Origin of the sequence: Alcaligenes sp. WGS1538, from assembly GCF_043187505.1 — a bacterium.
Taxonomy (GTDB): Bacteria; Pseudomonadota; Gammaproteobacteria; order Burkholderiales; family Burkholderiaceae_B; genus Alcaligenes.
Genome location: NZ_CP171109.1, coordinates 1,233,152 through 1,246,382, shown reverse-complemented (window position 1 = coordinate 1,246,382; position 13,231 = coordinate 1,233,152). Strand labels below are relative to the sequence as shown.

The 13,231-nt window shown below is 62.0% G+C and carries 10 protein-coding genes and 3 tRNA genes; 7 read left to right on the top strand and 6 right to left on the bottom strand.

The annotated features are described in order from the left end of the window. Positions 1–68: 68 nt before the first annotated feature. On the top strand, positions 69–1,574 hold the full coding sequence (locus tag ACF3ND_RS05750) for a DHA2 family efflux MFS transporter permease subunit (protein WP_394065789.1): 1,506 nt from the start codon (positions 69–71) through the stop codon (positions 1,572–1,574). Between the two features lie 108 nt (positions 1,575–1,682). Next, positions 1,683–1,758 (top strand) — tRNA-Asn (locus tag ACF3ND_RS05745). Positions 1,759–1,944: 186 nt separating this feature from the next. Here ACF3ND_RS05745 and ACF3ND_RS05740 read toward each other — a convergent pair. Beyond that, positions 1,945–3,075, bottom strand: coding sequence for a porin (locus ACF3ND_RS05740; RefSeq protein WP_394065093.1), 1,131 nt, complete (start codon positions 3,073–3,075; stop codon positions 1,945–1,947). A gap of 589 nt (positions 3,076–3,664) precedes the next feature. Between ACF3ND_RS05740 and ACF3ND_RS05735 the strand changes: the two genes are divergently transcribed. Then, positions 3,665–3,740, top strand: a tRNA-Asn gene (locus tag ACF3ND_RS05735). A gap of 194 nt (positions 3,741–3,934) precedes the next feature. Here ACF3ND_RS05735 and ACF3ND_RS05730 read toward each other — a convergent pair. Beyond that, positions 3,935–6,007: a PhoX family protein gene (locus tag ACF3ND_RS05730; protein WP_394065091.1), complete on the bottom strand. Its 2,073-nt coding sequence runs from the start codon at positions 6,005–6,007 to the stop codon at positions 3,935–3,937. A gap of 208 nt (positions 6,008–6,215) precedes the next feature. Between ACF3ND_RS05730 and ACF3ND_RS05725 the strand changes: the two genes are divergently transcribed. After that, positions 6,216–7,304, top strand: coding sequence for an AI-2E family transporter (locus ACF3ND_RS05725; protein ID WP_394065089.1), 1,089 nt, complete (start codon positions 6,216–6,218; stop codon positions 7,302–7,304). A gap of 122 nt (positions 7,305–7,426) precedes the next feature. On the opposite strand, the gene ACF3ND_RS05720 is transcribed toward ACF3ND_RS05725, so the two are convergent. Next, positions 7,427–8,647 carry an MFS transporter gene (locus tag ACF3ND_RS05720; RefSeq protein ID WP_394065087.1) on the bottom strand — a complete coding sequence of 407 codons (1,221 nt, stop codon included), beginning with the start codon at positions 8,645–8,647 and terminating at the stop codon, positions 7,427–7,429. Positions 8,648–8,783: 136 nt separating this feature from the next. Between ACF3ND_RS05720 and ACF3ND_RS05715 the strand changes: the two genes are divergently transcribed. Then, the gene (locus ACF3ND_RS05715) at positions 8,784–9,371 is read left to right on the top strand and encodes a TetR/AcrR family transcriptional regulator (RefSeq protein ID WP_394065085.1); all 588 of its coding nucleotides are present in this window, start codon (positions 8,784–8,786) and stop codon (positions 9,369–9,371) included. Between the two features lie 131 nt (positions 9,372–9,502). Here ACF3ND_RS05715 and ACF3ND_RS05710 read toward each other — a convergent pair whose 3' ends face one another. Beyond that, positions 9,503–9,886, bottom strand: a complete 384-nt coding sequence (locus tag ACF3ND_RS05710) for an MAPEG family protein (RefSeq protein WP_394065083.1) — start codon at positions 9,884–9,886, stop codon at positions 9,503–9,505. A gap of 112 nt (positions 9,887–9,998) precedes the next feature. Here ACF3ND_RS05710 and ACF3ND_RS05705 point away from each other — a divergent pair. Together ACF3ND_RS05705 and ACF3ND_RS05700 are read left to right on the top strand one after the other, a co-directional pair. Continuing rightward, a tRNA-Thr gene (locus ACF3ND_RS05705) sits at positions 9,999–10,074 on the top strand. A gap of 481 nt (positions 10,075–10,555) precedes the next feature. After that, the gene (locus ACF3ND_RS05700) at positions 10,556–10,918 is read left to right on the top strand and encodes a hypothetical protein (RefSeq protein WP_394065082.1); all 363 of its coding nucleotides are present in this window, start codon (positions 10,556–10,558) and stop codon (positions 10,916–10,918) included. Positions 10,919–11,009: 91 nt separating this feature from the next. Here ACF3ND_RS05700 and ACF3ND_RS05695 read toward each other — a convergent pair whose 3' ends face one another. Both ACF3ND_RS05695 and ACF3ND_RS05690 read right to left on the bottom strand, forming a co-directional pair. Then, complete coding sequence (locus ACF3ND_RS05695; protein ID WP_394065080.1) at positions 11,010–12,419, bottom strand: hypothetical protein; 1,410 nt, start codon at positions 12,417–12,419, stop codon at positions 11,010–11,012. Positions 12,420–12,841: 422 nt separating this feature from the next. Next, a complete protein-coding gene (locus tag ACF3ND_RS05690) occupies positions 12,842–13,168 on the bottom strand; it encodes a hypothetical protein (protein WP_394065078.1) in 327 nt (108 codons plus the stop codon). Between the last annotated feature and the right edge of the window lie 63 nt (positions 13,169–13,231).

Below are 13,231 nucleotides of genomic sequence, written 5' to 3'. Positions count from 1 at the left end.
AACAGGCCGCGGCGGACAAGCCCCAGGGCCCGCTCGTCTATCCGCCGCTGGAAGGCCGCGCGCGGGTGATGGGCACCATCGCCCTGTCCGCGGCGGTCTTCATGAACGTGCTGGACTCGTCCATCGCCAACGTATCCATTCCCACCATCGCGGGCAACCTGGGCGTGAGCAGCACCCAGGGCACCTGGGTGATCACTTCCTTCGCGGTGGCCAACGCCATCACCGTGCCGCTCACCGGCTGGCTGACGCAGCGCTTCGGACAGGTCCGGCTGTTCGTCATCTCGGTCATGCTCTTCGTGCTGACCTCCTGGCTGTGCGGCTTCTCGTGGTCGTTGGAATCGCTGGTGCTGTTCCGGGTCCTGCAGGGCGCCGTGGCCGGTCCCATGATCCCCTTGTCCCAGGCGCTGATGCTGGGCAGCTATCCGCGCAACAAGACCGGCTTCGCACTGGCCATGTGGTCCATGACCATTCTGGTCGGCCCCATCGCCGGCCCGCTGCTGGGCGGCTGGATCTCCGACAATTACAGTTGGCCGTGGATCTTCTACATCAACGTGCCCATCGGCCTGCTGGCCGGCTGGGCGTCCTGGCAGATCTACCGCGAACGCGAGTCGCGCCGCATGCGCCTGCCCATCGACACCATGGGCCTGGTCCTGCTGGTGATCTGGGTCGGCGCGCTGCAGATCCTGCTGGACAAGGGCAAGGAACTGGACTGGTTCGCCAGCCCGACCATCGTGGTGCTGGCCATCGTCAGCGTGATCGCCTTTGTCTACTTCCTGATCTGGGAGCTGACAGCGCGCCACCCCATCGTCGACCTGACGCTTTTCAAGCAGCGCAATTTCAGCGCCGGCGTGGTGTCCGTGTCCGTGGCCTACGGCGTGTTCTTCGGCGCGGTGGTGCTGATGCCCTTGTGGCTGCAAAGCACCATGGGCTACACGGCCACCTCGGCCGGCATCGCCCTGGCGCCGGTGGGCATCCTGGCCATCGTGCTGTCTCCCGTGGTGGGCAAGCTGCTGGGCCGCTATGATCCGCGCCTGCTGGCGACCTTCGCCTTTCTGGTATTCGCCCTGACCAGCTACATGCGTTCGCGTTTCAATACGGACGTGGACATCCTGTCGGTGATGCTGCCAACCTTTCTGCAAGGCGCGGCCATGGCCACGTTCTTCATTCCGCTGACCACCATCACGCTGTCAGGGCTGGCGCCCGAGCGCGTGCCCGCGGGCGCGGGCCTGTCCAACTTCGCGCGCCTGCTGGCCGGCGCCTTCGGCACCTCCATCACCACCACGCTCTGGGACAATCGCGCCAGCATGCACCACGCGCACCTGACCGAACTCGCCCGCCCCGGCGAACCGGCCTTCGACGCCATGATGCACGGCCTGCGCCAGGCCGGCCTGGATCCGCAGCAGTCGGCGGCGGTACTGAACCAGATCATCGAGCAGCAGGCCCGCACGCTGTCCGTGACTGACATCTTCCTGGCTTCCGCCATCATCTTCCTCTTGCTGCTGAGCCTGGTCTGGATCGCCCGGCCCCGCAAGGCCTCGGCGGGCAGCGCGGACGCCGCGGCAGGCGCGCACTGAGGAGCGGCCGGACCCCGGTCCGGCCGTTCAAGACAGGAACACGGTGTCCATGCCCTGCCTTTTAGCTTGCGCACCGTTCAAAAAACATGCTATATTTATTTTCTCTGGTCCCCGATAGCTCAGTCGGTAGAGCGACGGACTGTTAATCCGCAGGTCACAGGTTCGAGCCCTGTTCGGGGAGCCAAGAAAAACACCGAAAACAGCCCATTATCCAATGGGCTGTTTTTTTTTTTCGCCGGGCCGACCCCGAGCCTTAAAAAACCTTGGGCCACCGCTCAGGTGGCCCAAGGGGGCGGGCAACGCTACGGTTCGCCCCCGCCCTTTGCACGACACGACCGGCTCCCCATGCGGAGCCGACGCGGCAGACGCATCAGAAGCGATGCGTCACGCCAACCGTCACGACCGACGTCTTCAAATCGTTGTAGAAGCCCACATTGCGCGCATGGGAACCGATGGCGTACAGATTGGTGCGCTTGGACAGCTTGTGCAGGTAGCCCAGGCTGAACACGTGCTGGCTCTTGTCATCGTCCGTGGCGCGCGGAACCGAGGTGGCATCAGCCATGGTCCAGGAAGCCAGCACCGAACCCGCCTTGCCGGCCGGCACAGTCGCACCCAAGGTGTAGGCATTGATCTTCAGCCCCTTGCGCAGGCCCGAGCCGAACTGCTCGATCTGCAGGGAATCACCGATGAAGCCGTCGCGGCTCTGGCCAAAGCCGGCATGCACCGTGGCAAGGCCGAAGTCGTAGCTGGCCGCGATGTTCCAGGCGCTGACATTGCCGCTCTCGCCCGCCACCAGCACGCCGTTGCGCTCACGCGCATCGCCGTAGCGGGCCTGGTCGAAGGTGGCCACTGCCTTGAGCGGACCCTGACCGTAGCGCAGCGCCACGCTGTAGGCCTTCACATTGGCTTCATCGCTATTGATGACGCCGGCGGACAGATCGCTGCGGTTCCATTTCTGGGCGCCGTTGGTGTTGAAAGAGTAACCCACGCCCAACTGGAAGCCGGAGACTTCAGGCGACTGATAAGCCACCATATTGTCATAGCGGACGGTATTGGCCGCCGCGAAGGCCGCACCCACGCCGTACTGGTAGCCATTGCCGCCGAAGGGGCTGGCCACCGGCGCAAAGTACTGGGAAGTCACCGTCACCTGGCGGCCAATGTCCACGCGCCCCCAGCTCTCGCCCTGCAGGCCCAGCGTGGCCTGGCGGCCGAACAGGCGGCCCTGGCGCTGCGTGCCCTGGCCCAGGTCAAAGCCGCTTTCCAGCAGGAAGTTGGCTTTCAGGCCGTTGCCCAGGTCTTCGCTGCCCATCAGGCCCCAGCGGTTGCCCAGCCAACCCTGGTCATACAGGCCGAAGCGGCTCTGTTTCTGTGCGCCTCCGGCCAGGTCGCTGCCCTTCCACTGCTCATAGCCCAGGCCTGTGTCCACGACACCGTACAAGGTGACGGTGGATTGCGCATGGGCCGAAACGGTCAGCATTGGCATGGCCAGAGCGGCCAACATGATTTTTTTCATATCTCTGTTCTCTTGTTGAAATAATGTCGGCCTGGCATATCCCGCCGCGGCTTGCACCATCGGCGGGCCAGTCCCCTATCGCCGCGGCGCTTTCCTGGACATCTCCCCAAATGCACGCGCGCGGTCGCAACTTGTCTTTTCGAAAAGCGCCGCCCCCAAAAACCTCAACAACTGGTCTTTAAGCCTTTTGACCGAAAAAAAGCCGGCCCGCTCAGCGCACTTCCACAAGAAAATTCAAGTTTTTATATTTGAGGTTTAAATTATATTCATGTCAATGAACCTGGAGAGACGTGTCGCTGCGCGGTTCTCAGCATTTTCCCTAGTCTGCAAGAACAGCCGGGCATCAGGCTGGACGCCCTTTTTTGGATGCCAGCTCAACGGCCATCGCCTTTGTAACCGTTTGTTGCCCAGGCAGCGATCCACCATAACTGACCGGCTGGTATTCTCTGGATGAACCGATCGGGATTTTTTCCTATTGCCAAGCACGCCCTTCATATGCAAGTGCACGAAAAGCTGGGTTTTAAAATTTTTCTTTACAAAACCAAAAAATTGCCTATATAATCATTTTCTTTGCTGGTCCCCGATAGCTCAGTCGGTAGAGCGACGGACTGTTAATCCGCAGGTCACAGGTTCGAGCCCTGTTCGGGGAGCCACTTATACCGAAACGCCCGTTTGGCATACACGCCAAGCGGGCGTTTTTCATTGTGTCGCGGCAGCACAGCTACGCCCAGAGCGATGCGGCTACGCTGCACCGCGGGGTTGAAGGATTTCGACGGCGCTGGCGGGCCAGCCGGCTATTGGCGCCGGCCCTCGGGGAGCTGATCCGCTCCCCCTTGCGCCAGCGCGATCAGGCGCCCACGACGCCTCCGTCCGTGCGCCAGATCACCACGGTGGCCGGGCGCGGCCGGCTGGCCTTGTCACCGTCCGGCCAGGTGGATACGGCGGTGGGCGTCTTCTGGGAAGGTTCCACGTCCATGCCCTCGCCGGGATGCTGGATATTGATGAACACATAGCGCTGGTCCGGCGTCCAGCTGATGCCGGTCACCTCGCAGCCCTTGGGTCCCACCAGGAACCGACGCACCTGCTTGCTGGCCGGATCGGCGATCAGCATCTGGTTGTTGCCGTGCCCCTCGTACTTGCCCTTATTGGAATAATTGCCATCGGTCTGGATCCACAGGCGTCCCTGCGCATCAAAGGCCAGGCCATCCGGGCTGTTGAAAGCGTTGTCCTTGGTGACGTTGGCCGAGCCGCGCAAGGGGTCGCCCTCGGCGTGGATGTGCGGATTGCCTGCCAGCAGGAAGATGTCCCACTCGAAGGTGTCCTGTCCGGGGTCGCCGTTCTTCTCCCGCCAGCGCACGATCTGCCCGTAGGGGTTTTCCGCGCGCGGGTTGGCGGCATCCACCCCGGGGTGCTTGGGGCCGCCCGGCCAGCGCGCCTTGTCCTTGCCGCGGTCGCTGTTGTTGGTCAGGGTGACGTAGGCCTCGCGCGTCACCGGATGCACGGCCACCCACTCCGGGCGGTCCATGGACGTGGCGCCCACCGCGTCGGCCGCCTGGCGGGTCTTGATCAGCAGCTCGCCCATGTCGGCGAACAGGTCGCCCAGCTTGCGGCCGTCCGTGGTGGGCGTATCCAGCACCAGCGGAATCCAGCGCCCCGACCCGGCACCGTCCTTCGCGCCGCCTTCGGAACTGAACTGCGCCACATACAGCACGCCGCTGTCCAGCAGCAAGCGGTTCCGGGCCGGCTGGGCAGGATCGAAACGGCCTTCGGACACGAACTTGTAGATGTATTCGCTGCGCTGGTCGTCACCCATGTAGACCACGACGCGTTTGTCGTCGGCCAGCGTCAGGGCGGCGTTCTCGTGCTTGAAGCGGCCCAGCGCGGTCAGCTTCTTGGGCGTGGAATGCGGATCGAAAGGGTCGATTTCCACGATCCAGCCGAAACGGTTGCTTTCATTGGGCTCGCGAGTCCAGTCGAAACGGGCGTCGTGCGTATCCCAGCGATAGTCGGCATCCGCTGCCTTGCTGCCGCCCTTGTAGCGTTGCAGGTGCGCCTGCTGGGCGGCGTCATGGTAGTTCACCGCCTTCTCGTCCTGCCCGCCGACCCCGAAGTAGTCCGTGAAATTCTCCTCACAGGTCAGGTACGTGTTCCAGAGGGTGTAGCCATTGCCGCAGTTGCCGAAGGTTCCCAGCACCTGACGGCCCGAGGCGTCCGCGCCGGTCTTGAGCAAGGCATGGCCGGCCGCCGGCCCGACCATGACCATGGGCGTGTTGCCGTTGATGCTGCGATTGAAGGGCGAATCCAGCACCGGCTCCCAACCTTTGTCGCCATTGAGGCGGATGTGCACGACCGAGGCGCCCTGCGCATGCTGGGACTTGCGCACCCAGTCGGCGTTCCACTTCTCGTTGGCCGGCACCACGCCTTCCGGAAAAAAGAAATGCGGAGTGATGTATTCATGATTGGTCACCAGCAGGCCTTCGCGGCTGTTGCTGCCCGGCTGGCCGCCGCTGGCGTCGATGGGAAAGAAATGCATGCCGTCGTGGTTATAGCCCACTTGCTGGGCCTGTGCCTCGCCGCCATCCGAAGCGTCGCCCTTGAAAGGAGCGGAATGCGTGAACAGGGGATCGCCCCAGCGATTGATCACCTGGTGCGCATAGCTTGGCGGCAGGACCACCGCATCATCCGTGCCCGCCGGCACCGCCGCAAAACCGATGGAAGGCGCGCCCTGCGGGGCGCCGGCCGGCGTGGCGGCCTGCGCGGACTGGGTCAGCCCGGCGCCCAGCCCCAAGAAGCCCAGCGCGCCCGCGCCCAGGCCGCTCTTGAGGAAACGGCGGCGCGAAGCCACGCGCGCCACCACGTCTTCGAATGTTTCCGCCGCGCCCGGGTTGGCGGCAATATCGTCCAGGTCCAGTTCTTTCATGATGCAGTCCTTTGCAGTGGGTTCATCGGGGTTGCCTTGTCCCAGGCTTGCCCGCCACGCTCAAGGATGCGAAACCTATATGACATGCATGTGAAAGCCCTCCGGCCGCCCGGGCCTTGCGGACCGGCGCGCCCGATACCGACAATCACGCCGGCCGGCCCGATTCCCCCGTACAATCGGCACAGTCCAAGCTTCTGGAAAATGTCCTATGTCCATACGGCCCATTCTGCAGTTCCGCACGTTCCTGCTTCTTCTGACCGCAGTGTCCGCCGCCTTCCTCTGGATCCTGCTGCCTTTCTACGGCGCCGTCTTCTGGAGCGCCGTCCTGGCCATCCTGTTCGCGCCCGTGCAGCGCAAGCTGCTGGCCAGGACCCGGGGCCGGCGCTCCCTGTCCGCGCTGATCAGCCTGCTCATCATCGTGCTGATCGTCATCATCCCGGTCATACTGATCTCCATCTCCCTGGTGCAGCAGATCGCCACCCTGTACGACCTGATGAACAGCGGCCAGCTCAACCCCGGCGCCTACCTGCAGAAGATCCTGAACGCCCTGCCCCCCAGCGCGCACGAGCTGGCGGCCCGCTTCGGCCTGGACAACTTCGCCTCCCTGCAGGAAAGATTCTCCCAGTTCGCCGTCCAGGGCGGACAATTCCTGACCAAGCAGGCGGTCAACGTCGGCCAGAACACCTTCCAGTTCCTGGTCAGCATGGGCATCATGCTGTACATGCTGTTCTTCCTGCTGCGCGACGGCGTGGAGCTGGGCCGGCACTGCCGCCAGCTGATCCCGCTCAGCGAAGACCAGAAGACCCACCTGTTCCGCAAGTTCACCACCGTGGTGCGCGCCACCGTCAAGGGCAATATCGCCGTGGCCGCCACCCAGGGCGCGCTGGGCGGAGTCATATTCTGGTTCCTGGACATCCAGGGCGCCCTGTTCTGGGGCGTGCTCATGGCGCTGCTGTCGCTGCTGCCCGCCGTGGGCGCCTCGCTGATCTGGGCTCCGGTCGCCGTCTACTTCTTCGTTTCCGGCAATTACTTCGAAGGCATCGTGCTGACCGCCTTCGGCATCTTCGTCATCGGCCTGGTGGACAATCTGCTGCGCCCCCTGCTGGTGGGCAAGGACACCAAGATCCCGGACTACATCATCCTGATCTCCACCCTGGGCGGCCTGTCCATCTTCGGCCTGAACGGCTTTGTGATCGGCCCGCTGATCGCCGCCATGTTCATCGCCTGCTGGGACCTGTTCCCCTCCGCCATCCGTGCTCGCGAGGAGGCGGACGAACCGCCGGCGAACCAGCCATGAGCCCCGGTTGGTGACTGGAATGATGGATATTCATCAAGCCCTGCACTCTCGGGCTTGGTGAATCCCTATGGACACCAGCAAGGCGAGTGCAGCAAAACCGCCCGCCAGCCACAGATTCGCCATCAGGCCGAATCCAAGGCGGCAGCAAGTCCGGATGGGCCGAGCGCGCGCAGGCGCTGATGCGCCCGGAGCGCCGTCAGCAGCACCAAGGCGCCGGCGCACACTGCGACAATGAACCCGGCCCGCGCGCCCTCTTCATCCACTGCATGGCCGGACGCCGCCGCGCCCAAGGCCACGCCAATGTTCAGCCCGGCCAGCAGCCAGGTCATGCCTTCGGTCAGGCGGCGCTCGGGCACCAGGCGCTCAACCAGCGACATGGCCACGATCATGGTGGGCGCGAAGGACAAGCCTGCCAGCAGCACAGCGGCGGCCAGTGCAGCGATGCTGCCGACCAGCAGCAGGGGCAGCGCGGCCGCGGCCATTGCCACGCCGCCCAGCAGCAACAGGCGATGCAAGGGAGTCTGCAGCTTGAACGCGCCGAACAGCAGACCGCTCAGACAGGAGCCCAGGGCATAAGCCGACAGGATCAGGCTCGCGGCGGCCGGCCGGCCCAGTTGTTCGGCGAAGGCCACGCTGACGATATCCACGGCGCCGACAATGACGCCTATCGCCATCATCAGCAGCGTCAGCAAGCGCATGCCTGCCACGCGGATCACCGCCCCCGAACGGTCTGCGGCCGCCTCTTGCGCCTGGACGGGCGGCTCCGTGCCGCATTGCACGACCAGAGCAAATACGCCAAGCATCAGCAACAAAGCCGCCGCCAGCAGACCGGCCTGGGGAACCACCGCCACGGACAGTCCCACCGACAGCGGCGGCCCGACGATGAAAGTGACTTCATCGAGTACCGTTTCCAGCGAATAGGCGGCCTGCAGGCGTGGCTGGCCTCGATAGATTGCCGTCCAGCGCGCCCGCACCATCGCCGACATGCTGGGCATGGAACCGGCCAGCAGCGCGCCGAGGAACAAGGTCCAGTCAGGCGCTTGCAAACAGGCGCCGGCGATCAGAAGCAGCATGCCGATGACGCTGACGCCCACGGCTGCGGGCAGCACGCGGCCTTGCCCGTGGCCATCCACCAGGCGGGATGTCTGCGGCGACAGCAGCGCGTAAGTCAGCACGAAAGTGGCGGACACGGCTCCCGCCAGCGCATAGCTGCCGCGCAGTTGCGACAGCATGGTGATGATGCCGATGCCCGTCATCGGCAGTGGAATCCGCGCCAGCAGGCCCGCCAGGACAAAACCCTTGGCGCCGGGTGCGGCGAAAAGTTCTCGATAAGGATTGGCCAATTTGCTCTCCAGGGTGCATCCGCTTGTCATGCCATGACGCTGCGACGATAATACATACAGCGCGTATGAATAAGTTCATATATTCATACGCAACGTATGTAAATAAACATGCAGACCGTATGTAAGGAGAAAGTGAATGGCCCGTCGCACTCGCGCCGAAATGGAAGCAACCCGCGCCATACTGCTGGCAACGGCCCGCAAGGTGTTCTGCGAACGCGGCTACGCCGACGCCTCCATGGATGATCTCACCGCGCAGGCGGGCTTGACCCGCGGTGCGCTCTATCACCACTTCGGCGATAAGAAGGGTTTGCTGGCTGCGGTGGTGGAGCAGATCGATGCCGAGGTGGATGCACGCCTGCAGGACATCTCCGCCACGGCTGAGGATGGCTGGGAAGGTTTCCGCAAGCGCTGCCACGCCTATCTTGAAATGGCGCTGGAGCCCGAAATCCAGCGCATCGTGCTGCGCGATGCCAGGGCGGTGCTGGGCGGCGCCTCGCCGCAGTCCCAGCGCCATTGTGTCGAGTCGATGCGGCGATTGATCGACAATCTGATTCAGCAAGGCGTGATGGCCGAGGCCGACCCCCAAGCGTTGGCATCGCTGATCTACGGCTGCCTGGCGGAGGCGGCTTTCTGGATCGCCGATGGCGAAGACGGCGATTCACGATTGAAGCGAGGCGCGACCGCGCTGGAACTGCTGCTGCAGGGCTTGTTGGCCAAGCCATGAACTCGGGAGGCGAATGGGCTGTACCCTTCCCTCCCGTTCAATCGGAAAATCAACGCGCCTTGCTTCAATGGCGCAACAAGGCACGGCCCCCATCCTGTGATGCCGCCGGTCCATCACCTGCAGGCGTCGCGTCAAGTGATCAGCACCGGCAGAAACAAGATCCAGATGTTGACGGCCAGCGCCAGGAACCACACCAGAGAGCGCAATGCCCCCTTGCCCAACAGGTACATCAGCAGATACACCACGCGCAGCACCAGCCAGGCGATCATCAAGCTTTCCACACGCTGGGCGTCCGCCCCCGACCACAGGGAGATCAGCACCGCGGCGTAGAAAAAGGGCAAGGCTTCGAAGGCGTTCGCCTGGGCCGCATTGGCGCGCGCGCGCCAGCCCGTCAGGCCGGCCAGCCAGGGCCGGGGGTTGTTGTTGTCAAAACCCTTGCCGCCGGCCTTGGCGCAGATCGCCGCCACCCACGGCAGGAAAGCCGCCACCAGAAAACCGATCTTGATCCCGAGCATCGCCGCCCCCTTCCCAAGTCCTGAAAACGCCAACATAGCACGCGCCGCTTGAAAACGCCGAGCAGGATTTACAAAAACAAAAAAATCAGGCTATACTTCATGTCTTCGGTTAGCCGGTGTAGCTCAGTCGGTAGAGCAGCTCATTCGTAATGAGAAGGTCGAGGGTTCGATTCCTTTCACCGGCACCAACCAACTTGAACCCATTGATTCCCAACAATCAATATTAAGCAAATCAAGGGTTTAGCTTCCTTGCCATGGAAGCATTTGATAGCCTATTTTCAGTTTTCAATATAGACGGCCCCAAAAAAGCCCCACGGCAGGCCCCACGAAAATAGGCATATGACAAGCATCCAAAACAGCCGAACAGCTATTGCACCCAGGTCAAACTCGTTCTTCGCCATGATCCAAGAAAAGCGTTGCCAATGTCCGCTCAAAGCTCTTTAGCAACTCACACATCAATAGCACCCGCAGCCTGTCTACAGGGTGCGCAGCATCCCTTCCGTATCCGGTCCGGCCAAACGCGGTAAACAGTAAACAGGGTGAGGCGCAGGCAGCTAAAAACGGAAACAGTCATGCAGGTTGGAATCCCGACGCGAAGTCCCGCTTAGGGACCGCGTCCAACAGCGTTCTGGCAAATAGGGCAGCTAACGAATGATCTAGGAAAAAGATATGGACTACAACCGCATGATCATCCGCGAAGCTGCGGCAGGGTTTGAAGTTTTCGAGATGAAACCGTCCCATACATACGCTGGTTCCGTGAGCGGTGGCGGTAATCGAATGAACACGTTCGCTGCCAGCAAGAGCAGGATCGGATTTCGAAAGTGCTGGCCGCTACGGCCAAATGAGTCAGCCTGCCGCGGCCTCTGGGAAGACACGGATCATCGGGTCTTGAGAGAGCTTGAGAACGGCGGCGACTGCCCCAAGCATGCCGCCTTTGATTCTATTTGGAGCGGCCGGGGCAGCGACCAGATGTGGCAGTTCAAGGCCCTCTTCGATTACGACTTCACCCGATACACCAGCCGCTTTACCTGATGCTGTTGCGCCCTGGCCTGGGGCGCTCAGAAACACGACGAACACAAAGAGACCGCCCCTTCAGGATGAGCATCTAGCTCCTGCATGCTGCTTATCCGCCAGAATGGATCACGAATTGCGACTCCCAGATACGGCCCAGCATGTCGAAAGGCTGAATGCTGTCCCAATAGTTGTCGACGTCGACTTGCTGCTTCAATGCTTGTCGGGCGAGATCGTAACTATTGGAGCAAAATTGGGTTCGCAGCAGTTGGAACTGTTCGTCGGATAAGGAGTCGAGGTAGAGGTCTAGCTGGCGACAATCAACTACCCCCAAGCACACTATTCTGCATGCATTGAACTGATCCACGTCTCTAGCCAACCTGAGCAGCGCCTTCCCCAGCTCCGGCCCATCCTCTGGAGTGGTGGCCAGCAGATGGGTGATCTGCTCCAGATGCTTCTGTGCAAAAGAGCTGGCTAATCGCTGATCCAGAGCGCTTACAATCTGAACCAGCACCTGGGACGCCTGCTGGCGTAGGCTATAAGGCGAAATCAGGTCCAGCATCGCCCGACAAGGACCCAGTTTGCTCAGCACCCCATCGCGCAAAGCCTTGACATCGGAGTCTGTCAGTTCGTTCACATGCCAGCCCAGAGACTCTCTGCCCTTTAGATCATCCAACTTTCCCTGCAACTGCGTGGCTAGCTCCATCAGTCTTTCGGCGATCTTGTCCCGGCTCATGAAACCGACTGTTGGCGCCGCCAGGGCGCCCAATAAATTGCTTACGAGACGACTGTTATCGTGGGCTTTCAGCAACTCCTCGTACCCCAAAGGCGTTTCCAACGTCTTCTCCAGCTCCGGCCCATTCTCTGGAGTGGCGGGCAGAGGACGGGCAACCTGCTCCAAAGGCTTCTGCGCGCAAGAGTCGACTACTGGCAGATCCAGGGCGTTCATAATCTGAACCAGCACCTCGGACGCCTGCTGGCGCAAACTATCAGACGAAATCAGGCCCAGCACCGCCCGACAAGGACCCGGTTTGTTCAGCACCCCATCGCGCAGAGCCTTGACATCGGCCTCCGTCAATTCATTCACATACCAGCCCAGGGACTCCCGCCCGCCCTTCAGAGCCTCCAGCTTTCCTTGCGACCGCTTGGCTAGCTCCTTTAGCCTTTCGGCAATCAAGGCCTGGCCCTCAAGATCGTCTGCAGGCGCCGTCAGCGCGCCCAGCACATTGCCCACAAGACGACTGTTGGCGCGGGCTGTCAACAGGTCTTCGTGCCGCGCACGCGTAGTTTCGGACACCAAGTTGAGCTTATAAGCCAGACCAATCACAAAATGGGCTAACGCACGACGCGCCTGAGAGAAAGCCAGGCCAGCGGCAGTAGCACGCGCTGTCCCACCCTGCTGAGCGGTGAACCGCAGATTGCCCACGGCCCCCAGAGGGCAAGACGCCACATCGGCCCGCTCCAGTACCAGCGGCGGCTGAACAATTGGCAGGACAAGGGTAGGAAGGGTTGACGCAGCCATAATGGATTCCCTCGAAGAATTGGGTCTAGCTATCAAAGCCTGCGACAGACACGTCGATGCTCGACGCCAGAGTTACAAACACATGGAGTTGCGACACCGCAACCGCCATCAGCTCGCCGTTTAGTGGCAGATGAGCACTTGACGTTCCTTTACCCGCTCGTTGAGCGCATCGCGGGCTCAGTCACACCCTGCAGGAACAGATGGGCCTACAGCGCAACAGCCCGGGCCAGGACGAACGCGCTCATTCGGATCACTTCAAACGCCCCTTATCACCCCAATTCCGAATATCACCTTCTAAAGGAAACCTGGGACAGTACCGCACTGCCCTGCTGGAGATGCTGCACGACGCCCAGGCCGGCATATTAAACATGGAAAGGAAATGAATGTTTCGCCCGAAGCGGCCGAGACCGCACGCAAGACGCTCAGGGAACAGTTCCTGAAATGGCTGGACAGCCTGCCCCGATAACCTCCCCGTCCGACCAATGGAGAAAGACATGGAAGTTACTTGCGACCGACACAGGCGCATCGCGACCAGCAATGCGTAACTGGAAGCCATGCTGGCGCGGGCGGCCCACCAAGGCGCGCAGCTGGCCATTGAAGGCATGCTTTGCTACCGCTACAAGGACGTCCGCAAGCGCCTCAACACCAGCTACAACGCGTTGTCGAAACGTCTCCTGGAGGGTACCAAACCCATAGCCGGAAAGATCACAGGGGCCGAACTGCGCCTTTACCTTGATCTTAAGTAGCATGTGCGCAACATACAGGGGAGCTCTCAGAGACCTCCCGATCCGACACCAACCAAATCAAGCAGC

Coding starts and splice junctions, on each gene's coding strand:
- ACF3ND_RS05700 (WP_394065082.1), top strand. CDS start 10,556: ATGGACTACAACCGCATGATCATCCGCGAAGCTGCGGCAGGGTTTGAA.
- ACF3ND_RS05715 (WP_394065085.1), top strand. CDS start 8,784: ATGGCCCGTCGCACTCGCGCCGAAATGGAAGCAACCCGCGCCATACTG.
- ACF3ND_RS05710 (WP_394065083.1), bottom strand. CDS start 9,886: ATGCTCGGGATCAAGATCGGTTTTCTGGTGGCGGCTTTCCTGCCGTGG.
- ACF3ND_RS05695 (WP_394065080.1), bottom strand. CDS start 12,419: ATGGCTGCGTCAACCCTTCCTACCCTTGTCCTGCCAATTGTTCAGCCG.
- ACF3ND_RS05730 (WP_394065091.1), bottom strand. CDS start 6,007: ATGAAAGAACTGGACCTGGACGATATTGCCGCCAACCCGGGCGCGGCG.
- ACF3ND_RS05750 (WP_394065789.1), top strand. CDS start 69: ATGGGCACCATCGCCCTGTCCGCGGCGGTCTTCATGAACGTGCTGGAC.
- ACF3ND_RS05690 (WP_394065078.1), bottom strand. CDS start 13,168: ATGCTACTTAAGATCAAGGTAAAGGCGCAGTTCGGCCCCTGTGATCTT.
- ACF3ND_RS05740 (WP_394065093.1), bottom strand. CDS start 3,075: ATGTTGGCCGCTCTGGCCATGCCAATGCTGACCGTTTCGGCCCATGCG.
- ACF3ND_RS05725 (WP_394065089.1), top strand. CDS start 6,216: ATGTCCATACGGCCCATTCTGCAGTTCCGCACGTTCCTGCTTCTTCTG.